The 20,611-nt window shown below is 74.4% G+C and carries 22 protein-coding genes; 11 read left to right on the top strand and 11 right to left on the bottom strand.

The features are described 5' to 3' along the window. Positions 1 to 124: 124 nt before the first annotated feature. Positions 125 to 1,744 (top strand): apolipoprotein N-acyltransferase, encoded by a 1,620-nt coding sequence (gene lnt / locus ACGF13_RS27480; RefSeq protein ID WP_392879917.1) that lies wholly within the window; start codon positions 125 to 127, stop codon positions 1,742 to 1,744. An 82-nt stretch (positions 1,745 to 1,826) separates the two neighbouring features. Continuing rightward, positions 1,827 to 2,405 carry an FxsA family membrane protein gene (gene fxsA, locus ACGF13_RS27475; protein WP_392879915.1) on the top strand — a complete coding sequence of 193 codons (579 nt, stop codon included), beginning with the start codon at positions 1,827 to 1,829 and terminating at the stop codon, positions 2,403 to 2,405. A gap of 207 nt (positions 2,406 to 2,612) precedes the next feature. Here fxsA and ACGF13_RS27470 read toward each other — a convergent pair whose 3' ends face one another. The 3 genes from ACGF13_RS27470 to ACGF13_RS27460 form a co-directional block, all read right to left on the bottom strand. Beyond that, on the bottom strand, positions 2,613 to 2,987 hold the full coding sequence (locus ACGF13_RS27470; protein ID WP_049655293.1) for an RNA polymerase-binding protein RbpA: 375 nt from the start codon (positions 2,985 to 2,987) through the stop codon (positions 2,613 to 2,615). Positions 2,988 to 3,299: 312 nt separating this feature from the next. After that, entirely contained in the window at positions 3,300 to 4,913 is a 1,614-nt protein-coding gene (locus ACGF13_RS27465) for a hypothetical protein (RefSeq protein WP_392879913.1), read from the bottom strand. Positions 4,914 to 5,018: 105 nt separating this feature from the next. After that, entirely contained in the window at positions 5,019 to 5,213 is a 195-nt protein-coding gene (locus ACGF13_RS27460) for a hypothetical protein (protein WP_392879911.1), read from the bottom strand. A 396-nt stretch (positions 5,214 to 5,609) separates the two neighbouring features. On the opposite strand from ACGF13_RS27460, the gene ACGF13_RS27455 reads away from it, so the two are divergent. The 4 genes from ACGF13_RS27455 to ACGF13_RS27440 all read left to right on the top strand — a co-directional run bounded on the left by ACGF13_RS27455 (position 5,610) and on the right by ACGF13_RS27440 (position 8,327). Continuing rightward, entirely contained in the window at positions 5,610 to 6,026 is a 417-nt protein-coding gene (locus ACGF13_RS27455; RefSeq protein WP_392879909.1) for an ankyrin repeat domain-containing protein, read from the top strand. 24 nt (positions 6,027 to 6,050) lie between these two features. Next, the gene (locus ACGF13_RS27450; RefSeq protein WP_392879906.1) at positions 6,051 to 6,566 is read left to right on the top strand and encodes a GNAT family N-acetyltransferase; all 516 of its coding nucleotides are present in this window, start codon (positions 6,051 to 6,053) and stop codon (positions 6,564 to 6,566) included. Positions 6,567 to 6,618: 52 nt separating this feature from the next. Further along, positions 6,619 to 7,707, top strand: coding sequence for a serine hydrolase domain-containing protein (locus tag ACGF13_RS27445; RefSeq protein WP_392879904.1), 1,089 nt, complete (start codon positions 6,619 to 6,621; stop codon positions 7,705 to 7,707). Positions 7,708 to 7,826: 119 nt separating this feature from the next. Further along, positions 7,827 to 8,327: an NUDIX domain-containing protein gene (locus ACGF13_RS27440; RefSeq protein ID WP_392879902.1), complete on the top strand. Its 501-nt coding sequence runs from the start codon at positions 7,827 to 7,829 to the stop codon at positions 8,325 to 8,327. A 7-nt stretch (positions 8,328 to 8,334) separates the two neighbouring features. Here ACGF13_RS27440 and ACGF13_RS27435 read toward each other — a convergent pair whose 3' ends face one another. From ACGF13_RS27435 to ACGF13_RS27425, 3 genes are all read right to left on the bottom strand, one after another. Then, entirely contained in the window at positions 8,335 to 8,985 is a 651-nt protein-coding gene (locus ACGF13_RS27435; RefSeq protein ID WP_392879900.1) for a vitamin K epoxide reductase family protein, read from the bottom strand. An 89-nt stretch (positions 8,986 to 9,074) separates the two neighbouring features. Then, complete coding sequence (locus tag ACGF13_RS27430; protein ID WP_392879898.1) at positions 9,075 to 9,878, bottom strand: DsbA family protein; 804 nt, start codon at positions 9,876 to 9,878, stop codon at positions 9,075 to 9,077. 169 nt (positions 9,879 to 10,047) lie between these two features. Beyond that, positions 10,048 to 10,722 carry a hypothetical protein gene (locus tag ACGF13_RS27425; RefSeq protein ID WP_392879896.1) on the bottom strand — a complete coding sequence of 225 codons (675 nt, stop codon included), beginning with the start codon at positions 10,720 to 10,722 and terminating at the stop codon, positions 10,048 to 10,050. A 201-nt stretch (positions 10,723 to 10,923) separates the two neighbouring features. On the opposite strand from ACGF13_RS27425, the gene ACGF13_RS27420 reads away from it, so the two are divergent. After that, entirely contained in the window at positions 10,924 to 11,802 is an 879-nt protein-coding gene (locus tag ACGF13_RS27420; RefSeq protein WP_392879893.1) for a CHAD domain-containing protein, read from the top strand. Between the two features lie 94 nt (positions 11,803 to 11,896). Here the strand turns inward: ACGF13_RS27420 and ACGF13_RS27415 are convergent, their stop codons facing one another. Further along, the gene (locus ACGF13_RS27415) at positions 11,897 to 12,685 is read right to left on the bottom strand and encodes a uracil-DNA glycosylase (protein WP_392879891.1); all 789 of its coding nucleotides are present in this window, start codon (positions 12,683 to 12,685) and stop codon (positions 11,897 to 11,899) included. 149 nt (positions 12,686 to 12,834) lie between these two features. Between ACGF13_RS27415 and ACGF13_RS27410 the strand changes: the two genes are divergently transcribed. Both ACGF13_RS27410 and ACGF13_RS27405 read left to right on the top strand, forming a co-directional pair. Continuing rightward, on the top strand, positions 12,835 to 13,827 hold the full coding sequence (locus ACGF13_RS27410; protein ID WP_392879889.1) for a slipin family protein: 993 nt from the start codon (positions 12,835 to 12,837) through the stop codon (positions 13,825 to 13,827). 102 nt (positions 13,828 to 13,929) lie between these two features. Next, positions 13,930 to 14,379, top strand: a complete 450-nt coding sequence (locus tag ACGF13_RS27405; RefSeq protein ID WP_392879887.1) for a CBS domain-containing protein — start codon at positions 13,930 to 13,932, stop codon at positions 14,377 to 14,379. An 89-nt stretch (positions 14,380 to 14,468) separates the two neighbouring features. Here ACGF13_RS27405 and ACGF13_RS27400 read toward each other — a convergent pair whose 3' ends face one another. The 3 genes from ACGF13_RS27400 to ACGF13_RS27390 all read right to left on the bottom strand — a co-directional run bounded on the left by ACGF13_RS27400 (position 14,469) and on the right by ACGF13_RS27390 (position 16,481). Next, on the bottom strand, positions 14,469 to 15,299 hold the full coding sequence (locus ACGF13_RS27400) for an SDR family NAD(P)-dependent oxidoreductase (RefSeq protein ID WP_392879884.1): 831 nt from the start codon (positions 15,297 to 15,299) through the stop codon (positions 14,469 to 14,471). Between the two features lie 97 nt (positions 15,300 to 15,396). Further along, positions 15,397 to 15,825 (bottom strand): PaaI family thioesterase, encoded by a 429-nt coding sequence (locus tag ACGF13_RS27395; protein WP_392879881.1) that lies wholly within the window; start codon positions 15,823 to 15,825, stop codon positions 15,397 to 15,399. A gap of 32 nt (positions 15,826 to 15,857) precedes the next feature. Beyond that, positions 15,858 to 16,481: a TetR/AcrR family transcriptional regulator gene (locus tag ACGF13_RS27390; RefSeq protein ID WP_392879879.1), complete on the bottom strand. Its 624-nt coding sequence runs from the start codon at positions 16,479 to 16,481 to the stop codon at positions 15,858 to 15,860. 73 nt (positions 16,482 to 16,554) lie between these two features. On the opposite strand from ACGF13_RS27390, the gene ACGF13_RS27385 reads away from it, so the two are divergent. Both ACGF13_RS27385 and ACGF13_RS27380 read left to right on the top strand, forming a co-directional pair. Next, the gene (locus ACGF13_RS27385; RefSeq protein WP_392879876.1) at positions 16,555 to 17,064 is read left to right on the top strand and encodes a DUF1453 domain-containing protein; all 510 of its coding nucleotides are present in this window, start codon (positions 16,555 to 16,557) and stop codon (positions 17,062 to 17,064) included. Positions 17,065 to 17,106: 42 nt separating this feature from the next. Continuing rightward, positions 17,107 to 17,610, top strand: coding sequence for a hypothetical protein (locus ACGF13_RS27380; protein ID WP_392879874.1), 504 nt, complete (start codon positions 17,107 to 17,109; stop codon positions 17,608 to 17,610). Here the strand turns inward: ACGF13_RS27380 and ACGF13_RS27375 are convergent. Then, the gene (locus tag ACGF13_RS27375; RefSeq protein ID WP_392879872.1) at positions 17,607 to 20,507 is read right to left on the bottom strand and encodes an FAD-binding and (Fe-S)-binding domain-containing protein; all 2,901 of its coding nucleotides are present in this window, start codon (positions 20,505 to 20,507) and stop codon (positions 17,607 to 17,609) included. The genes ACGF13_RS27380 and ACGF13_RS27375 overlap by 4 nt on opposite strands. Positions 20,508 to 20,611 lie beyond the last annotated feature (104 nt).

The raw sequence follows: 20,611 nt of genomic DNA, 5'->3' as shown, positions 1-20,611 counted from the left end.
CACTCCCGGGTCCGAGCCGACCGGTGGGACGGCCCTACCACCCTCACCTCACGGGCCACCGACGTTCCGGGGTACCTTCTTCGCACAGCGTCCGAACAGCAAGCCCCAGGAAGATGGTGCGCCGGTGGCCACTCCCGTCACCCAGGAACGGTCCGAGGCCGTCCCCGAGCCGCAGGAGCCGGCGCCCCGACCGAGCCGCGGAGCCCGCGCGCTCGCCAAGGTCCGCGCCGGGCTGCCCCGCACCGGCCTCGCCGCGCTGGCCGGCCTGCTGCTGGCCCTCGCCTTCCCGCCGTACGACCTGTGGCCGCTGTCGCTGCTCGGCGTCGCCGCGCTCTCGCTGCTCACCCGGGGCCGCACCTTCCGCCAGGGGCTGTGGACCGGCTTCGCGTTCGGCCTGCCGTTCTTCCTGATGCTGCTCAGCTGGCTGCGGGTGGTCGGCTGGGACGCCACGATCGGCCTGTCCGTCGTGGAGGCGCTGTTCCTGGCCCTGCTCGGCGGCGCGCTGGCCGTCACCTCCCGGCTGCCCGGCTGGCCGCTCTGGGCGGCCTGCCTGTGGATCACCCAGGAGTGGGCCCGGGACCGGCTGCCGCTCGGCGGGTTCCCCTGGGGCCGGCTCGCCTTCGCCAACACCGCCACCCCGTACACCCCGCTGGCCGCGCTCGGCGGCGCCCCGCTGGTGACCTTCGCGGTCGCCCTGTCCGGCGCCCTGCTGGCCTGGGCCGCGCTGCGCCTGCGCGGGCCGGCGAAGGCCCCGAAGGCCGCCGCGCTGGCGGCGCTCGGCGCGGTGGCCGCGCTGCTGGCCGGCTACCTCGTCCCGGTGCCCACGGCCGCCGCCGACACCGTCAAGGTCGCCATCGTCCAGGGCAACGTGCCCAACCCGGGCATGGACTTCCTGGGCCGCCCGATGATGGTCCTCAACAACCACGCCTCGGCCACCGAGCGGCTCGCCGCCGACATCAGGGCCGGCAAGGTCGAGCGCCCCGACATCGTGATCTGGCCGGAGAACTCCTCCGACCTCGACCCGTTCAGCGACCCGCTGGCCCGCCAGCGGATCGACGAGGCGGTCAAGGCGATCGGCGTGCCCACCCTGGTCGGCACCCTGGTGGACGGACCGGACGCGCAGCACGTCCAGAACGAGGGCATCGTCTGGGACCCGGTCACCGGCCCCGGCGCCTCCTACACCAAGCAGCACCCCGTCCCGTTCGGCGAGTACGTCCCCTTCCGCGCCCAGCTGATGACGGTGATCACCCGCCTCCAGCGGGTCGCCCGGGACTTCTACCCCGGCGACCACAACGGCGTGATGCAGCTCGGTCCGGCCCGGATCGGCGACGTGATCTGCTTCGAGGTCGCGTACGACGAGATCGTCCGCGACACCGTGGACAGCGGCGCCCGGGTGCTGGTCGTCCAGACCAACAACGCGACGTACGCCAGGACCGGCCAGCCCGAGCAGCAGCTGGCGATGAGCCGGTTGCGGGCCGTCGAGCACGGCCGGGCGGTGCTGATCGCCGCCACCAGCGGCATCAGCGCGGTGATCGCTCCGGACGGCAGCGTCCAGCAGCGCACCGAGGAGCTGACGGCGGCCGAGCTGTCGGCCACCGTCCCGCTGCGCGACGGCACCACGGTGGCCGACCGGGTCGGTGCCGCCCCGGAGTGGACGCTGGCCCTCGGAGGCCTGCTGGCCTGCGGCGCGGCCGTGCTCATCGGCCGCCGCAAGAAGGACGCTGCCGGAACACCGGCCGAGTAGGAATCGTTGGACCAGGTGGTGCCGTAGCCGGCCCGGACCTCCCGTGCGGCGCGCAGAGCACCGCCTGGAGTGGATTCGTACCGTGACCCAGCAAGCTACCCCCACCCGTCCGGCCCCGCGTAGCAGGCTCCGCCGGGTGCTGCCGCTGCTGATCACCGCCTGGCTGGTGCTGGAGATCTGGCTGCTGGTCCAGGTCGGCTCGTGGCTGGGCGGCTTCACCGTCCTGCTGCTGCTCGTCGGGGGCGCCCTGATCGGCGGCTCGCTGATCAAGCGGGCCGGTCTGAAGGCGTTCTCGGCGGCGGTCGAGCAGAGCAAGAACCCGCAGTCCGAGCAGCCGCAGACCGGCACCAGCATGACGGTGCTGGCCGGCGTGCTGCTGATCGTCCCCGGCTTCCTGTCGGACCTGGTCGCCCTGACCCTGCTCTTCCCGCCCACCCGGGCGCTGTGGCGGGCGGTCGGGCGCCGGGTCGCGGACAAGGCGCTGCGCAGCGCCCCGCCGGCCGGCACCGACCCGCTCGCGGACGCGATGCGGCTCCAGGAGCAGCTGCGCATCCACCGTCCGGACGGCAAGGTGATCCAGGGCGAGGTCGTGGACCAGGAATCCGGCCCGCGCGGCCCGCAGGGCCCGGACACCACCTACCGCCCGCCGATCTCGGGCTGATCCGACCGTTCCCACCGGGCCGCCCGGGGCGCACGCCGCCCCGGGCGGCCCGTCCTTCGCCCGGCGACGGCTCCCGGCCCGTGCCGGGCAGCCGACCGGTCGGACAACGGACCGGGACCGGCCAGCGGACCGGTCGGACAACGCGAAAGGGACCCTGGTGACCAGGGTCCCTTTTCGCGTCCTCCCGCTCGGGGCGGGAGCGAGGTGTCAGGCGCTCTTACGGGTGTCCCGCGGGTGTACCGCGAGGTTCATCCCACCGGAGCGGAGCACGGCCAGCCGTTCGGCCAGCACCTCCTCCAGCTCCTCGCGCGTCCGGCGCTCCATCAGCATGTCCCAATGGGTGCGCGTCGGCTTGATCTTCTTCTCTTCCGGCTCGTCGCCGTCGAGAAGCGCCGCCTCCTGGCCACAGAAGCGACATTCCCAGGTCGCGGGGATCTCCGCCTCGACCGAGAAAGGAACCTCGAAACGGTGTCCGTTCTGACATGCGTACTCGACGGTCTGGCGGGGAGCCAGATCGATACCACGGTCGGTCTCGTAGCTAGTGGCCCCGAGTCGCGTGCCGCGGAGAGCTCGCTCGCTCATGAATCGTGCCTCCCGGGCTTATGGCCCACAGGACTAGTGGTCGCTGTTCTTCGTCGTTCGGTCAACGCTCGGCTTCCGACGAAGATTCCCGTCCCGGGACATGCGTCGTCTGTAGTGCCGCCCCTGTTTGTACCCACCTGCGCCCGATTTGTCACATCTGGCCGGTGATATCACCCTAGGTGTCACCTATTTCACATCTGGTGATCGTGCGGGCTTTCCGTGACGAGCCTACCGGGCCGGGATTCGACGGCGAGGGCCGCCCCCCGGGCGGAGGCCGGAGAACCGGCTCCGGGAGGCGGGTCGGCCCGGCGGTCAGGAGATCGGCCGTGAGCGGATCATCGGCTCGCCCTTGGCCAGCTCGACCGGGTGGGCCGCGGCGGCCGGGTCGGCCGCGGGGACCGTCGGCGGGTGCTCCGGGCGGGGCGGCACGGCGGCGGCCTCGGTGCGGGTGTCCCGGTGCGGCAGCAGGGCGATCACCGCGTCCCGCAGCGGGGCCGGGGCCTCGTCGTCCAGTGGGTCGATGGTGGCGGGCACCTGGAGCCGGACGGGGGCGCCGTTGCCGATCCGGGCGTAGCCGCGGCCGATCGGGGCGTGGGCGGCGGGTGCGATGTCCAGTGGCGCGCCGAGCGCGTCGTGCGCCTCGTCGGGGCCGGCCGGGCCGAGCACCACCCGGGCCCGGGTGGTGGCGCGGACGGTGGCGGTGATCCGGTCCCGGGCGTCGAGGTCGTCGGCGACCACCACGGTGACCCGGGCGGCCCGGCCGTGCCGCAGCGGGAGCTCCAGCAGGTCCTGCGGGTCGGGGCGGCCCTCGGCCCGGGCGAGTTCGCTCAGCTCGGTCGGGTGGTCCAGCAGCAGCCACAGCGGCCGGGTGGCGTCCTCGGGCGGGGCGCTGCCCGCATGCCGGGCGGCGTTGAGCGCGGCCAGCCGGCGCTCGGTCTCGCCGACGGCCCAGTCCAGGGCGGCGAGCGCGCCGTGCAGGCTGGTCTCCACGGTGTGCACGCCGGGCCGGTTCACCAGGCAGGCGTGCTCGCCGGTGCCCGCACCGTCGACCACCACCAGGTCGGCGTACGGGAGGGCCTGGAGCGCGACCGAGCGCAGCAGGCTGGAGGTGCCGTAGCCGGTGACGCCGAGCACCAGCAGGTGCGGCTCGGAGGAGCGCGGGCCGGTGCGCCAGACCACCGGCGGCTGCTGGACGGTGGCACCGCGCCGGATGACCGGGATGGTCCGGGCGGTGCCGTCCTCGTCGGTGAAGCCCAGCACGATCTCGCCGGGCGCGGCCACGAAGCGCTGGGCGGCGATGTCGGCGGGGAGCGGGGCGAGCGCGGTGATTCGCAGCCGGTTGGACTCCTCGTCCCAGTCGAAGCGGTACTCGCGGGCCCGACCGGCCTTCCCCTGGACCACCTGCTCGATCCGGGCCCGGGCGGTCGGCTCGGTGTCGGTGAAGTAGGCCGGGTAGCTCATGTCCAGCCGGGCGAGCCGGCCCTCGCCGTCGAACTCCCACGCGCTGAAGGCGTTCTTGTGGCTGCCCGCGAAGTGGTACAGCGGGTTGGCGTCCTCGGGGCCGCACAGGTACGGGGTGAGCGCCGCGTAGAGGGCCGCGAGCTTGACGTCGGCGACGTTCGGTGCGGGCGGTGCGGGCGCCGCCTTGGGGGTCCGGCCGGCCCAGGCGGCGCTGGCCATCAGGGCGATCAGGGCGAACAGCAGGCCGTGCGGCAGCAGGTAGACGCCGATCAGCATGGCGGCTGTCAGGAACAGCGTCGGGCCGCGGCGATCCTTCGGGGTGTCCTGCCAGCGGGCCTTGGCCCAGTCGACGTGGTGGCGCAGGCCGCGGCCGATGACGGAGAGCGGGGCGAACATGTCGGAGGCGTGGTCCCCGGCGGTCCGGGCGATCGCGCGGCCCTTGCTGAAGTTGCGGTGGAGCGGCATTCCTTGACTCCCCGGGCGGTGGGACGGGTGGGGTGGCGCGGGTGGGGACCGACGGGGCCCGGGGCGGTGGGATCCGCGCCCGGGCCGGTACGGGGGAGGACGGGGCTAGAACTTGATGCCGCTGAGCAGGCTGGCGAGGCTGGCGCCGCCCGCGGTGATGCTCGGCGCGATCGAGGAGCCGGCGATGTAGAAGCCGAGGAGGGAGCAGACGATGGCGTGGGAGACCTTTAGTCCGTCCCGGCGGAAGAAGAGAAAGGCGATGGTGCCGAACAGGACGATGCCGGAAATCGAGAGGATCACGTTCCGCTCCTCAGGAAGGGGGGACAAGCGGGGGTGTTACGGAAAGTGCACTAATCGTGACAAAAAGTAATAGATGATGGAACGGTGCAAATGGGTGGTTCTGCCGTTCAATACCGTTCCGGCGGCCGGGCGGCGGTATGCGGACCGGCCGGGGTGGGGGCCGGGCGTCGCGGGGATTCGGTGTGCCGAGACATTCCCGGGCGGCGGGCGGGAAGTTTCCGGGGGGTCCGGGAAGTTCGCTCGAATGGCTGCGCAACGCGCGCGGCCGCGTGTCGTGGCGGTCGCGGGCCGTCATCCGGATTCCGGACGCCCGCTGGTCCGCCCCGGCACCGGCCGTTACCGTGCCCTGGGCGCAGTCCCGAACCGTCCGACGACCCGACCGGAAAGGCCGCCGCCATGACCGACGCCGCCAGCCAGCAGCCCGCCGACGCCCCCGACGCCGAGGTGATCGCGCTCGCCGGGAAGCTCTTCGACGCCGCCCGGGCCGGGGAGACCGACACGTTGTCCGCCTACCTGGACGCCGGCGCCCCGGCCGACCTGACCAACGGTCGCGGCGACACCCTGCTCATGCTGGCCGCCTACCACGGCCACGCCGCCACCGTGGCGGAGCTGCTCCGGCACGGCGCCGACCCGAACCTCGCCAACGACCACGGCCAGACCCCGCTGGCCGGCGCCGTCTTCAAGGGCGCCACGGACGTGCTCGACGTCCTGCTGGCCGGCGGCGCCGACCCGCGGGCCGGTGCCCCGAGCGCCGTGGACACCGCGCGGATGTTCGGCAAGGACGACCTGGTCGCCCGGTTCGAGGTCGGCTGAGCGGGGACCGTAGGCTCTTCGACCATGAGCACCAGCACCACCCGGGACATCGGCACCGTCGAGTTCCGCATCACCGGCTACGCCCACCCCGACGCCCAGGCCCTGTCGGCGGAGGTGCAGCAGGAGTACGTGCGCCGCTACGGCGACCCGGACGAGACTGTCATGCACCCCGAGGACTTCGAGGCGCCGGCCGGACTGTTCATGATCGCCTACCTGGACGGCCGCCCGGTCGCCTGCGGCGGCTGGCGGGCCAAGCAGGCCGGCCCGGACGACCTGCGCGACGGTGACGCCGAGGTGAAGCGGATGTTCGTGATCCCCGAGGCCCGCGGCCGCGGCCTGGCCCGCGCGGTGCTGCGCCGCCTGGAGCGGACCGCGATCGAGGCCGGGCGGGGCCGTTTCGTCCTGGAGACCGGCACCGAGCAGCCCGAGGCCGTCGCGCTCTACCAGTCCGAGGGCTACGCCGCGATCCGGAAGTTCGGCATCTACAAGGACCACCCGCAGAGCATCTGCCTCGGCAAGGAGCTGACTCCGGCGGTCTGAGCCCCCGCCGCGTGGGGAAGGCTTCCCTCGGCCCGGGCCGAGGAGGGGACGGATGAGTCAGCGAGCACCTGGACCCAAGGCACCCGGAGCGGACCGGCTCCCCGGCCTGGCCGCGCCCGGCGGGGAGCTGGACCGGCTGGTCGGGGACGGCGCCCGCACCGTCGGGGCGGGCGCCGTCTGGGCCGTCGGCGATGCCGGCGGCACGCTCGGCGGGGGTGCCCACGGCGTGCTCGGGCAGGGCCCGTACGCGCGGCTGCGGCCCGGGCCGGACACGCTGTACGACCTCGCCAGCCTCACCAAGGTCGTCGCGCTCTGGCCCTGCGCCGGGGTGCTGTGGCAGTCCGGCCGACTTCCGCTGGACGAACCGCTCGGCCGCTGGTGGCCGCCGGCCGCCGGGCGCCCCGCCGGGGTTGTGACGGCCCGTCAACTCCTCGCCCACACCGCGGGAATGCTCCCGTACACCCGCTTCGAGCAGCTCTACGGGCGGGAGCCCGCGGCGATCCGGGCCGGGGTCCTCGCCGCGCCGCTGCACCGGACGCCGGGCACGGCCGTCGAGTACACCGACCGGGCCGCCGTCCTGCTCGCCCACCTGGTGGAGGATCTCGGCGGCGCGCCGCTGGACGAGCTCGCCGCGCGCCTGGTCTGGGTGCCGCTCGGCATGGCCGACACCCGCTACGGCCCGCTCGACGCGGCGCTCGCCGTTCGTACCGCGCCCACCGAGTACCAGGAGGCGGCCGGCACCCACCTGTGCGGCGTCGTCCACGACCCCTCCGCCCGGCTGCTCGGCGGGGTCTCCGGCAACGCCGGGGCCTTCTCCACCGCCCGCGACCTCGCCCGCTTCCTCACCGCGGTGCTCGCCCCGCCGCCCGGGCTCCGCTGGGGCGGGGCGTGGATCGACGAGTCGCTGCGCGAGCAGACCGGCGGCCTGCTCCCCGCCCGCGGCCTGTCCTGGCTGTACGCCCCCGGCACCGACCCGGCCGAGGGCACCTTCGTCCACTACGGCTTCACCGGCACCGGCTTCTGGGTCTCCCGGCGGCTCGGCCGCTGGGCCCTGCTGCTCACCAACAAGGTGCACTACGACCGGGGCACCGAGCGGCTCACCGAACTGCGCAACGACTTCCGGCGGGCCGTGTTCGGCTGACGCGCGTCCGAGGCAAGCCGGCGGCACTCATTCGGGTGGATTCGGCGCGAACCGCCGTTTCGTGGAGGGGGATTGCGGCAGATTGTCCTCCGAGGGCGGCAGTCGGCGGAGGAGGCGCGATGACGGACACCTGGGCACTCTCGGAGCAGGAGTGGCTTGCCGGGCTGGTGCGCGCCTATGTCGGGTGCAGTGTGCTGCTCACCGACGAGGCCGGCAAGGTCCTGCTGCTGAAGGCCAGTTACCGCGACCAGTGGCAGTTCCCCGGCGGCGGGATGGACCCGGGGGAGGGGCCCGCCGAGTGCGCGGCCCGCGAACTGTACGAGGAGACGGGGCTGTTGGCCGGCCCGCTGCGGCTGCTCGTCGTGGAGTGGCGCGACGCGATCCCGGACCAGGGCGAACACGCCCACCCCGCCGTGCAGTTCATGTTCGACGGCGGAACGGTCGCGGCCGGCGCGGTGATCCGGGCCCAGGCCGAGGAGATCGCCGACCACGGGTACTTCACCCCGGCCCAGGCGGCCGTCCTGCTGCAGCCCGGTGCGGCGCGCCGGCTCACCGGGGCCCTGGAGGCCCGGCGGACCGGCGCCGCCGCGCTGCTGCACTCGCACGGGTACGTCGGGTGAGGGCCGGTCAGAGGAGGGTGCTCCAGTAGTACCAGAACCGGTTGAGGATCAGCAGCGCGATCACCGCCGCCCACAGCACCGGCAGCGCCCAGTGGTACCGGGCCGCCTCCCGGACGGCCGTCCGCAGCCCCGGGCCCACCGGAATCACGCCCGAGCGCAGGTTGTGCAGCGTGGTGTACCAGAACACCACCACCACCGTCGCCCACACCACCATGCAGTACGGGCAGAGCGCGCCGATGTCGTACAGCGCCTGGTAGATCAGCCAGTGCGCGAACACCACGCCCACCGCGGTGCCCGCGTTCAGCCCCAGCCAGAACCAGCGACGGTACGCGGCACCGGCGACCAGCCCCGCGCCGATCGCCGCCAGCGCGCCGAAGGCGGCCAGCCCGAGCAGCGGGTTCGGGAAGCCGAAGACCTCCGCCTGCTCGGTGCGCATCACCGAACCGCAACTGATGATCGGGTTGATGTTGCAGTTCGGGACGTAGGAGGGGTTCTCCAGGAGGCGGAGCTTGTCGAAGGTCAGGACGGCCGAGGCGGCCAGCCCGACCAGCCCGCCGAGGAACAGCAGGAAGGCGTAGGCCCGGCCGGCGGCGACCGGGGCCCGGCGGGCGTCGTCAGGGGCGGAGCGGGGCGGGTGCACGATGGTAGCGGCGGACATGGCAGCACACTCCGGTGGCTGGCTGGGAGGAGCCGGCCCGGCCGGGAGTTCGGCCGGGCCGGGTGGTGCCGTACGTGCGGGGCCGCGGCCTACTGGAGGCCGGCGGCCTGCTTCACCTGCGCGGTGAACTGCTCGGGCGAGACCGACGCGTTGCCGGCGAACAGGTTGATCTGCTTGCCGTCGACCTTGACGGTCGGCGTGCCGGTCACCCCGCTGTCGTTGAACGCGTCGGAGACCTTGGCCGCCCACGGGGCGTAGGTCCGGTCGGTGACCGCCTTCACGAAGGCGTCCGTCTTCAGGCCCGGCACCTGGCCGGCCAGGTCCAGGATGTGGTTGACGTCGCCGAAGCCGTCCTCGCGCTCGTCCGGCTGGTTGGCGTACAGCACGTCGTGGAACGCCTTGAACTGGTCCACGCCCTCGTTCAGCGCGGCGCCGACGGCGGCCAGCGCGGTGCGCGAGCCCTTGCCGCCGAGGTTCTTGTCCAGGAAGGCCGCCAGGTGGAAGTTCACCTTGATCTGGCCGTCCTCGGTGAGCTTCTTGACGGTCTCGCCGTTCGCCGCCTCGAAGTGCTTGCAGACCGGGCAGCGGAAGTCCTCGTAGATCTCCATGGTGTGCGGGGCGTCCGCCTTGCCGTAGGTGATCACCGTGCCGTTCGGGCCGGAGGCGTTGGCGGGCACGACCAGCGGAGCCGAGGCGGCCGCGGAGGACTTGTCGTTCTTGTCCGAGGCCGAGCCGATCGCGACGGCCACGCCGCCCGCGAGGGCCAGGACGACGACGGCGGAGACCGTCACCACGATCCGCTGACGGCGCTTGGCGGCCTGCTTCTCGCGGCGCTGCGCCTCCTGGATCCGCTCACGGGCACTGACGCGCTTCTTGTTCTTGTCCTGCGACATGGGGAAGTCAACTCCTGTACGCGGCGCGCGGGTGCGCGCGGGGAGCCACACCGGGTGCGGCGGGGTCGGTGAACGCGGGAGTCGTGCGCACTGCCTGCGGGCGTACCGGGGCCGTTCGGCCGGGTACGGGGGTGATCAGCCCGGAGAGGGGATCAGCCGGGAGAGGTGATCAGCAGGCAGGCGCGAAGGCGGGCGGGCCACGCCGGGGCGCCGGGCTCAGCACCACGTCCTCGCGGCGCGGCCGGGCACGGTCCGACTCCGGCAGCGGCACCCGCAGCACCGGACGCACCGGAGCCGGGACCAGCAGGACGACCAGGGCGTGCAGCGGGGCGGCCAGCGACTGGCGCAGTGCGCACAGCGCCCGGGCCAGACCCGACAGGGCGGCGTCGCCCATCCGCAGCCAGGCCGAGGCGGCCAGGGCGATCACCACGTGCACCAGCAGGAGCAGCAGCTGGGTCGCGGCGGGGGCCAGCTGCCCGGCGTGGCCCAGCGGGCCTGCCAGCAGTGAGCCGTCCACCGAACCGCCACCACAGACCAGCAGGTTCACCCCGCGTGCGGGCACCTGACCGGTCAGCACCGGCGAACAGCCGGCCTGGCCCAGGTTGAACGTGGTGTTGAGCAGCAGCTCGACCGGCACCATCACGCCGGAGATGTGCAGCATCCGCCGCTCCCCGCCGGCCAGCACGGCGGCGACCAGGAAGACGACGGCACCGGCCGAGGCCACCAGCGTCAGCGGCAGCGGGCGGCCTGTGATGACGACCTGGCCCAGCGCGGCCATGGGCACGGCGAGCGCGGTGAACACCGCGGCCCGCAGGGCCCTGGTCGTGGGGGAGGAGGTCGTCACGCTCCGGAGTATGTCATGGGGTCCGTGCCCGGCACGAGGGCCCGTAGGTCCCTGGTGCGGCTGACGCGCGCTCAGTAGCCTGCGAGGTCGGCCACGAGTTCGGCCGGGGGTCACTCGCCGGGCTGCCGCCCGGTCGACAGCGGCCGTCCGCGGATTAGCCTGGAAGACGTTCCCGCTGACCCGACGAGGGGGCGAGCACGCATGGCGAGACCCGAGCCCACGGTGGGGGAGGTGCTGCTGGCCCGCATCGAGGCGCAGACGGCGGAGCTGGCCGGACTGGACGACGCCGTCCGGGCGGACGAACCGGACGCCGTGCACCGGATGCGGGTCGCCTGCCGCCGGCTGCGCAGCGCCCTGCGGACCTTCCGACGGCTTTTCACCCCCGGTGCCACCGACGAGCTGGTCACCGACCTGCGCTGGCTCGCCGCCGCCCTCGGCGCGGCGCGGGACCGCGAGGTGCTGGCCGAGCGACTGGCCGCCGAGGCCCGCGAGCTGCCCGCCGAGTGCGAGCCGCAGCGGGTCGCCGCCGCGCTGGAGCGGTGGGGCCGGGCCGAGTACCGCGAGGTGTGGCCCGAGGTGGTCGCCGCCCTCGACAGCCCCCGCCGCCGCGCCCTCGGCGAGGCCCTCACCACCCTGCTCGCCGACCCGCCGCTGCGACCGCGCGCCGCCCGCAGCGCAGTCCCGGAGCTCTCCCGGATCGCCGCCCGCGAGCAGCACCGCACCGCCGAGCGCGTCCGCACCGCCCTCGCCGCCGCGCCCGCGGACCGGGCCGTCGCCCTCCACGAGGCCCGCAAGGCGGCCAAGCGCGCCCGCTACGCCGGTGAGACCGCCGCCGCGGCGATCGGCGCCCGGGCCGAGCGCTACGCGCGGCGGATGAAGGCCGTCCAGGACGTCCTGGGCGAGCACCAGGACGCGGTGGTCGCCGCCGGCGCGCTCGCCGCCCGCGCGGCGGGCAGCGGCGAGCCGTTCGGCTACGGGGTCCTGTACGGCCGCCAGCTGGTCACCGAGGAAGCCGCCCGGCGACGGCTGCCGGACGTCTGGCGGCGGGCGGGCAAGCGCAAGCTGGCCCGGTTCGGCTAGCGCCCGGGCGGCGTGCCCCGGGGCACAGGCGCGCCTTGCGGTGTCGTGGTCGGTCGGCGCCCGGGTGCACCTGCGGGCGCGGCGGCGCTTGGGGCTACCGGGGGTCGAGCCCGGCCGAGCGGGCCGCCTCGCGCAGCAGGTCGCGGAGCATCGTGGTGGTCAGCCGACCGGTGTTCGTGTTGCGGGGGCTCACGTGGTAGCAGCCGTACATCCGCAGCTCCGGGCCGCCGTCGCGGGCCGGGAAGGTGGCCAGGGCGGCGTGGCCGAAGGCGGGGCGGGGCCGCGGGACCTGCCAGCCGGCGTCCGCGATCACCGGCAGCATCGCCTGCCAGGCGAAGCCGCCGAGGGCGACGACGGTGCGCACGGTGGGGCGCATCAGCTCCAGCTCCCGGCTGATCCAGGGCCGGCAGGTGTCGCGTTCCGCGGTGCTGGGCTTGTTGTCCGGCGGGGCGCAGCGGACCGGGTCGGTGATCCGGACGCCGGACAGCTCCAGTCCGTCGCCGTGGCGGACGGACTCGGCGCGGTTGGCGAACCCGAGCTCGTACAGGGCGGCGTAGAGCAGGTCGCCGGAGGGGTCGCCGGTGAAGATCCGGCCGGTGCGGTTGGCGCCGTGGGCGGCGGGGGCGAGGCCGACCAGGACGAGCGGGGCGTCCGGGGGGCCGAAGCCGGGGATGGGGCGGGCCCAGTAGTCCCAGTCCTGGTAGGCGCGGCGCTTGGTGCGGGCGGTCTCCTCGCGCCACTCGACCAGGCGCGGGCAGGCCCGGCAGCCGGTGACGACGCGGTCCATCGCGGCGAGCGTGCCGGCCCGGGCGGCCGCCTCGGCGGGGTGCCGGGGGTCGTCGGGGTCGTCGGCGGGGGAGGAGGGTGCGGCCACGGTCGGCATGGCCGAGATCCTAGGGGCTCCCGGACGTTCGTTCCGGCCCCGAGCCGGGCAGGCGTAGCGTGGAATCAGTTGCTCCGGCGGTCCCCGGCCGGTCCGGGTCGGCGGCGGCCGGACGTGCCGGTGTGCGCGCAGGCCGCAAGGAGGCCGCGATGATCGTCGATTCGGTGCTGGGTGCCCTCGCGGGGCTCGCCGGGCTGGGGGCGATCTGGGCGATCACGAGCATCAGGGTCGTCCAGCAGTTCCAGAAGGGCGTGGTGTTCCGCTTCGGGAAGGTGCGCGACGAGGTGCGCGATCCCGGGCTGGTGGCGCTGATGCCGGTCGCGGACCGGCTGCACAGGGTGAACGTGCAGATCGTGACGATGCCGATCCCGGCGCAGGAGGGCATCACCCGGGACAACGTGACCGTGCGGGTGGACGCGGTGGTCTACTTCCGGGTGGTGGACCCGGTGAAGGCCACCGTCAACGTGCAGGACTACAACTTCGCGATCTCCCAGGTCGCGCAGACCTCGCTGCGCTCGATCATCGGCAAGAGCGAGCTGGACGACCTGCTGGCCAACCGGGAACCGATCAACCAGGGGCTGGAGTTGATGATCGACAGCCCGGCGCTGGGCTGGGGCATCGAGATCGACCGGGTGGAGATCAAGGACGTCGCGCTGCCGGAGTCGATGAAGCGTTCGATCGCCCGGCAGGCGGAGGCCGAGCGGGAGCGGCGGGCCCGGATCATCACCGCGGACGGCGAGTACCAGGCCTCGGAGCGGCTGTCGGAGGCCGCCGCGGTGATGAGCGCGACCCCGACCGCGCTCCAACTGCGGCTGTTGCAGACCGTGGTGGAGGTGGCCGCGGAGAAGAACTCGACGCTGGTGCTGCCCTTCCCGGTGGAGCTGCTGCGCTTCCTGGACAGCGCGACGGAGGTCCAGCAGCGGAACCTGCTCACGGCCGCCGCGGCCGCGGCCGGGGCGAAGGCCGCGGAGGACGCGGTGGAGAGCGGCGAGGTCCCGGAGGAGGAGCTCGAACCGGACCAGCCCCGGCACGAACTCCCGCCGCTGGAGGAGGTGCTGGATCGCTCGCCGCTGAACCGTACGGAGTCGCCGGACGGTCGGGTCGAGCCGGACGAGGCCACCGGGCCGGGCGGAGGGGGCTGAGCACACCGCCCGGGCGGGACGGGCGGGACGGCCCCGGTGGCGTCGGCGATCCACCCGGACCACGATGGACGTGGGAAGGGAAGCCAGGTCAGGAGGCGGACCATGACCATAGCCAGCGACATCATGCACCCGGGCGCGGAGTGCATCCGCGAGCACGAGACGCTCGCGGCTGCCGCCCGGATCATGCGGGAACGCCATGTGGGCGCCCTGCCCATCTGCGGGCCGGGCGACAAGCTGTTGGGGATCTTGACCGACCGGGACATCGTGCTGCGCTGCGTCGCCGAGGGTCGCGACCCGGCGTCGGTGACGGCGGGCGAACTGGCTCAGGGGCGGCCGATGACGGTGGAGGCGGACGAGGACTGCGAGCAGGTGCTGCGGGTGATGGAGCAGTACCAGGTGCGCCGGCTGCCGGTGATCAACCACCCGGAGCACAAGCTGGTCGGCATGATCAGCGAGGCGGACATCGCACGCGGTCTGCCGCAGGCGCGGGTGGCCGAGTTCGTGGCGGCGGTCTGCGCGGAGGAGGCGCCCGCGGGGGCCGCCCAGGGCTGATCGCCCAGGGCTGACACCGTCGTGCAAACGTGGGCCGTGGCCCCGCCCCGGCCCCCGCCGGGGTGGAGCCACGGTCGCGGTCGTGCCGGTCAGGCGGCCGGGGCGGCGGGGCCGTGCGCCTCGACGGAGAGTTCGGCCCACTCGGCCCAGCCGGCCAGCCGGTCGGCGTAGACCTGCTGGAGCATCGGCTGGCCCTGGGTGCCGAAAAACACCCGCAGCGGCGGCCGCTCGGCGTCGACGAGCCGGAGCAGGGCCCGGCCCGCCGCGGCCGGGTCGCCGACATCGAGTGAGGCGGCGTGGGCGGCGAAGGCCGCGCGCAGCCCGTCGTAGTGCGGGTCGGACTCGGCGCGTACGGCGGAGGCGACCGCGTCGGTGGCGTAGCTGCCCGGCTCGACCACGGTCACCTTGACGCCGAACCCGGCGACCTCCTGGGCGAGCGTCTCGCTCAGGCCCTCCAGGGCCCACTTGGAGGCGCAGTACCCGCCGCCGAGCGGGAACGCGGCGACGCCGGCCACCGAGGAGATCTGGACGATGTGCCCGGAGCCCTGGGCGCGCAGCAGGGGCAGTGCGGCCTGGACGACCCGCAGCGGGCCGAACAGGTTGGTGTCCAGCTGGTCGCGCAGCTGCTCCTCGGAGAGTTCCTCGACGGCGCCGGACAGGCCGTAGCCGGCGTTGTTCACGAGGACGTCGAGCCGGCCGAAGTGCCGGTGGGCCCGCTGGACGGCGCGGTGGACGGCGTCCCGGTCGGCGACGTCCAGCGGGAGCGGGAGCACCGCGTCCCCGTGGGCGGCGACCAGGTCGGCGAGCCGTGAGGTGTCGCGGGCGGTCGCGGCCACCTTGTCGCCGCGGGACAGGGCCGCCTCGACGAAGGCGCGGCCGAGGCCGCGGGAGGAACCGGTGACGAACCAGACCTTGCTCATGTGTGCGCTCCACTGTGTCCGATGACGGGGTCCCGATGACCTGGCGGCATGAGGACACCGGCGGGCACGGCGGTGTGACACCCGGGTGGTGGTCGGGTCACCCCAGGGCGTAGACGGCGGTGGCGTGGGCGGCCGGGTCGCCGGTGTCCTCGGGGCTTTCGGCGCCCTCGGGGATGAGGGTGATGTCGAGGAAGGCGATCCGGCGGCCGAGCTTGGTGATCCGGGCGTGCACCAGGACGTCCTGGGCGAGCACGGCCCGCTGGAAGGTGGTGGACTGCTGGACGGTGGTCATCGGGCCGAAGCCGCCGCGGGCCGCCGAGAGGGCGATCACGCAGGCCGTGTCGGCGGCGGCCATCAGCGCCTGGCCGGACAGCGCGCCGCCCTCGCGGGCGAGCCGGTCGGTCCAGGGCAGCCGCAGTACGGCGTGGCGCTCGCCGGTCTCGACGGTCGACAGCCCCAGGTCCCGCACCCAGGGGGCGAAGTGCTCGGTCAACAGCTTGTCCGCGTCGGCGGTGGTGAGGGTCATCGCGCCATTGTGCCGGGGGAGTCGACGTTCCGTCAGGAGTGCGGTGCGGCAAGGGTGTCGAGGTGGCGGCGCAGCACCCCGCGCAGTTCGTCCGGGCCGACCAGGTCGGGGTGCTGGACGGCCTGGAGGGCGAGGCCGTCCAGCAGGGCGGAGAGTCGGCGGGTCTCGAGGTCGAGGTCGAGGCCGGGGGCCAGGCCGCCGGCGCGTGCGGACTCGGCGAGGATGCGGCTGACCAAGTCGTCGAGTCCGGCCTGCAGTTCGGCGGCGCGGGGTCGCAGGCCGGGCCGGGTGCGGGCGGCGGTGACGAAGGAGAGCCAGAGTGCGGACTCCTCCCGGCGCTCGGCGTCCAGCGGGAGGGTCTCGGCGAGCAGTCGGGCGGTCCGCTCGCGCCGGTCGGTCCCGGCGGCGGCAGGGTCGAGCAGGGCGGCGGCGTGGACGCGGATGCGGGCCTCGATCCGGTGGGCCAGCTCGCCCATCGCGAAGATCATCAGCTCCGAGCTGCCGGCGAAGTAGTGCCGCACGGAGCCGACGGCCAGTCCGGCCTCCTCGGCGACGTTGCGCAGTGAGGCGTGCTCCAGCCCTTCGCGGGCCGCGACGCGCAGTACGGCGTCGGCGACGGCCTGGCGGCGCTCGGCGGGGTCGACGATCTTCGGCATGTTGCCGTTATAGCACGGGCGAGCTAAATTGCTGATTTAGCACGGTCGAGCTACAAAACTTGGGGGAGCGGGAATGAACGGCTGGGTGCACGTGGGGCTGATCGCCGCCGTGGTCGTGGCGGTGGTGATCCGGCGGCTGCGCGGCGAACCGCTCAACGCCCGGGACCTCTTCGCGCCGCCGTTGGTGCTCACCGGCCTCGGCGTCTGGGCGCTCGCGCAGCGGCACGGCCTCGGTGCGGCCGACTACGGATGGATCGTGGCGGGCGCCGCGCTCGGCGTCGCGCTGGGGGCGGCGCGCGGCGCGACCGTACGGGTCTACGAGCGGGAGGGAGTGCTCTGGCAGCGCTACACCGGGTGGACCTTCCTCGTGGCGGCGCTGTCGCTGGCCCTGATGGCCGGCTTCGCCGCGCTCGCCGCGCACTTCGGCCTGGCTGCGGACGCCCGGCCGGTCCAGCTGTCGATCGGCGTGGGCTTCCTGGGGGAGGCCCTGGTGGTCGGCCGGCGGGGGCTCTCCTCGGGGATCCCTTTCGCGCCGGAGCGGCGGGGTTCGAGCCCGTCACTCGGGGATCGGCTTCGTCGGTAACTTTTGTTGTCGAAATCGGATCCGGTAACTAAAGTTGTCGCCATGACGATCGCGGAGATCACCCATGAGGAACGGGCCGAGCTGGCCAAGGCCCTTCTCGATGCCCTCGACCCCCTTGCCGCCGCCGTGCGCGCCCGCGCGACCGGCCTGCCCGCGGAGCGGATGTGGAACGCCGAACCGGTCGAGGTGGCCCTCTCCGTGCTGTCCGCCTGGAAGCTGGTGGACGCCGAGGTCAAGCGGCTCACCGCGGGCGCGGCCGCCACCGCGGGCTCCTACGGTGCCAGCTACGAGCAGCTCGGTGCCGTCTGGGGCATCACCCGGCAGGGCGCCCGGAAGAAGTGGCCGGAGGCCGTCAGTCGTCCGGCGACGCGGCCGGGGTCGCTGGAACTCTTCGGTGGTGAAGCCGAGTTGGTGGAGGGTTCCGACGGCTGGCGCTGGACCGCCACCGGCGCCGACGGCGCGGCCGGCGAGGCGGCCACCGGCCACCGGACCCGGGAGGAGGCCGCGGCACACGCCGGGGCCTTCCTCGCCGGGCACGCGCGTTAGCGGCGCAGCTCCCGGGCGATCAGCTCCGCCAGGTGCAGGGCCTGCCGCCCGTCGGCGAGTTGGGCGATCTGGGTTCGGCAGCTGAAGCCGTCCGCCAGCACCACCGTCTCCGGCCCGGCGGCGCGGACCTCGGGCAGCAGCACCCGCTCCGCGATCGCCTCGGACACCTCGAAGTGCCCTTGCTCGAAGCCGAAGTTGCCCGCCAGCCCGCAGCAACCGGCCTCCAGCACCCGGTTGTTCAGCCCGAGCCGGGCCTCCACCCGGCGGTCGGCGGCGCTGCCGAGCACCGCGTGCTGGTGGCAGTGGGTCTGGGTGAGGGCGTCCAGCCGGATCCGGGGGAGCGGGGCGTCGGGGGCGTACTCGTCGAGGAACTCGGCGAAGGTGCGGGTGCGGTCGGCGAGCGGGCGGCCCTCCGTGCCGAGCAGTCGGGGCAGGTCCTCGCGCAGGGTCGCGGTGCAGCTCGGGTCCAGGCCGACCACGGGGGTGTCGGCCGGGAGCCCGGTTCCGTCCAGCATCCGCAGGCTGCGCCGCAACACCCGTCGGGCGGTGTCTAGTTGGCCGGTGGAGTACCAGGTGAGCCCGCAGCAGACCGGGCCCGAGGGCAGTCGGACGTCGAAGCCCAGGTGCTCCAGCACCTCGACGGCCGAGCGCAGCACGTTCGGCTGGAGGTGCTCGGAGAAGGTGTCCGGCCACAGCAGCACCGGCCGGGCGTCCGCCGGGGCCGGCCGGTCCGGGGCGCCGCCGCCGGCGCGGTGCCGCCGGTACCAGGCGGTGAAGGTCTCCGGCGGGAAGACCGGCAGCACCCGGCGCCGGTCGATCCCGCCGAGCCGCTTGAGCAGAGCGCCGGCCCGGGAGCGGGCGAGCGTGTTGGCGGCTCCGGGCGCGAGCGCGACGGCCCGCAGCCAGAGCGGCAGCCAGCCCATCGAGTAGTGCGCGAGCGGACGCGGCCGGTGCCGGTAGTGCTGGTACAGGAACTCGGACTTGTACGTCGCCATGTCGACGTGCACCGGGCAGTCGCTCGCGCAGCCCTTGCAGCTCAGGCAGAGGTCCAGCGCCTCGCGGACCTCCTGCGAGCGCCAGCCGTCCGCGACCGCGTCCCCCCGCAGCATCTCGGCGAGCAGCCGGGCCCGCCCCCGGGTGGAGTGCCGCTCCTCGCCGGTGGCCAGGTAGCTCGGGCACATCACCCCGCTGCCCGGGGCCACGCACTTGGCCACGCCCACGCAGCGGTGCACCGCCTTGACCAGGCTGCCGCCGTCCTGCTCGTACGGGAGCGCCAGCGGCAGTGTGCGGCGCGGGGCGGTGACGAAGCGCAGGTCGGCGTCGAGTGGGCGGGGATCGACCAGGGCGCCCGGGTTGAGCAGGTTCTCCGGGTCCCAGATCCGCTTGAACTCGCCGAACAGGCCGATGACTTCGGGTGGGTACATGCGCGGCAGCAGCTCCGCCCTGGCCTGTCCGTCGCCGTGCTCGCCGGAGAGCGAACCGCCGTACGAGACCGCCAGGTCGGCCGCCTGCTCCAGGAACTCCCGGAAGACCAGCACCCCTTGGGGCTCGTCCAGCGGGAAGTCGATCCGCAGGTGCACGCAGCCGTCGCCGAAGTGCCCGTACGGGACACCGCGCAGGCTGTGCCGGCGCAGCAGGGCGCGCAGGTCCCGGAGGTAGTCGCCGAGCCGCTCGGGCGGGACGGCGGAGTCCTCCCAGCCGGGCCAGGCCTCGCCGCCTCCGGGCAGCCGGGTGACGATCCCCGCGCCCGCCTCCCGGACGGCCCACAGCTGGCGCTGCTCGACCGGGTCGGTGACCAGCGCGACGGTGGCCGAGCGTTCGCGGCGCACCTCGTCGGCGAGTCGGCGGGCGGCCTGGTAGGCGGCCAGCGGGGTGTCGCCGCCGGTCTCCAGGAACAGCCAGCACTCGCCGGAGGGCAGCCGGTCCAGTGCGGGCGGGCGGGGCCCGGCGGCGAGCAGCGCGGCGATCAGGTCGGCCGCCATGCCCTCGGCGGTCAGCGGGCCGTGGGGCAGCAGCGCCGGGACGGCGTCGGCGGCGGCGCCCTCGTCGGGGTAGCCGGCCACCACCAGGGCCCGCGCGGGCGGGTCCTCGACCAGTCGGACGGTGGCGCCGAGCAGCAGCGCGCAGGTGCCCTCGGTGCCGGTGAGCGCCCGGGCCAGGTCGTGACCGTGCTCGGGCAGCAGCGCGTCCAGCGGGTAGCCGGAGGTTCGGCGGGGCAGCTGTGGCATGCCCTGCCGGATGACGGCGAGGTTGCGGTCGGTGAAATCCTGCAGCTCGGCATGGAGTCGACCGACCCTTCCGGGTCGCGCGGCGAGCGCGGCGCGCTCCCGGGAGGTGAGCCGTCCGCCGACGGTCAGCTCGGTGCCGTCCGCGAGCAGCAGCTCCAGCCGCTCGACGTTGTCGGCGGTGCGCCCCCAGGCGAGCGAGTGCGAGCCGCAGGAGTCGTTGCCGATCATGCCGCCGATGGTGCAGCGGCTGTGCGTGGACGGGTCGGGGCCGAAGCGCAGCCCGTACGGTCCGGCGGCGCGCTGGAGGTCGTCCAGTACGGTGCCGGGCTGGACGCGCGCGGTGCGGGCCTGCGGGTCGAGCTCCAGCACCGCGCCGAGGTGGCGGCGGAAGTCCAGCACCACCGCGCCCGGGCCGATCGCCTGCCCGCCGATGCTGGTCCCGGCCCCGCGCGCCACCACCGGCACCCGGTGCTCTCGGCACAGCGCCAGTGCCGTGCGCACGTCGTCGAGGTCGGCGGGTTTGACCACACCCAGCGGCAACTGCCGGTAGTTGGAGGCGTCCTGACTGTAGACGGTGCGCTCGGCGGCGCCGAAGCGGACCTCGCCGCGCAGCACGGCGGCCAGCTCACGGGCCAGCGCGGCCCCGGGTACGGCGGACGGACGGCTCACCAGGGACCTCCCGGGCGGGTGCGGCGACGGCTCCGCCGATGATCGCAGGCACCCGGCCGGACCGGTACCGGGCACGACGGGGGTACCGCCGACGGGGTGTCATG

This window comes from Kitasatospora sp. NPDC048286 (genome assembly GCF_043201735.1).
Taxonomy (GTDB): domain Bacteria; phylum Actinomycetota; class Actinomycetes; order Streptomycetales; family Streptomycetaceae; genus Kitasatospora.
Note: the sequence above shows the minus strand (reverse complement) of the source record. Positions and strands in the feature narration are given on the sequence as shown.

Coding starts and splice junctions, on each gene's coding strand:
- ACGF13_RS27390 (WP_392879879.1), bottom strand. CDS start 16,481: ATGCCGAAGATCGTCGACCCCGCCGAGCGCCGCCAGGCCGTCGCCGAC.
- ACGF13_RS27440 (WP_392879902.1), top strand. CDS start 7,827: ATGACGGACACCTGGGCACTCTCGGAGCAGGAGTGGCTTGCCGGGCTG.
- ACGF13_RS27410 (WP_392879889.1), top strand. CDS start 12,835: ATGATCGTCGATTCGGTGCTGGGTGCCCTCGCGGGGCTCGCCGGGCTG.
- ACGF13_RS27445 (WP_392879904.1), top strand. CDS start 6,619: ATGAGTCAGCGAGCACCTGGACCCAAGGCACCCGGAGCGGACCGGCTC.
- ACGF13_RS27400 (WP_392879884.1), bottom strand. CDS start 15,299: ATGAGCAAGGTCTGGTTCGTCACCGGTTCCTCCCGCGGCCTCGGCCGC.
- ACGF13_RS27465 (WP_392879913.1), bottom strand. CDS start 4,913: ATGCCGCTCCACCGCAACTTCAGCAAGGGCCGCGCGATCGCCCGGACC.
- ACGF13_RS27470 (WP_049655293.1), bottom strand. CDS start 2,987: ATGAGCGAGCGAGCTCTCCGCGGCACGCGACTCGGGGCCACTAGCTAC.
- ACGF13_RS27455 (WP_392879909.1), top strand. CDS start 5,610: ATGACCGACGCCGCCAGCCAGCAGCCCGCCGACGCCCCCGACGCCGAG.
- ACGF13_RS27450 (WP_392879906.1), top strand. CDS start 6,051: ATGAGCACCAGCACCACCCGGGACATCGGCACCGTCGAGTTCCGCATC.
- ACGF13_RS27385 (WP_392879876.1), top strand. CDS start 16,555: ATGAACGGCTGGGTGCACGTGGGGCTGATCGCCGCCGTGGTCGTGGCG.
- ACGF13_RS27420 (WP_392879893.1), top strand. CDS start 10,924: ATGGCGAGACCCGAGCCCACGGTGGGGGAGGTGCTGCTGGCCCGCATC.
- ACGF13_RS27395 (WP_392879881.1), bottom strand. CDS start 15,825: ATGACCCTCACCACCGCCGACGCGGACAAGCTGTTGACCGAGCACTTC.
- ACGF13_RS27435 (WP_392879900.1), bottom strand. CDS start 8,985: ATGTCCGCCGCTACCATCGTGCACCCGCCCCGCTCCGCCCCTGACGAC.
- ACGF13_RS27430 (WP_392879898.1), bottom strand. CDS start 9,878: ATGTCGCAGGACAAGAACAAGAAGCGCGTCAGTGCCCGTGAGCGGATC.
- ACGF13_RS27405 (WP_392879887.1), top strand. CDS start 13,930: ATGACCATAGCCAGCGACATCATGCACCCGGGCGCGGAGTGCATCCGC.
- ACGF13_RS27380 (WP_392879874.1), top strand. CDS start 17,107: ATGACGATCGCGGAGATCACCCATGAGGAACGGGCCGAGCTGGCCAAG.
- ACGF13_RS27415 (WP_392879891.1), bottom strand. CDS start 12,685: ATGCCGACCGTGGCCGCACCCTCCTCCCCCGCCGACGACCCCGACGAC.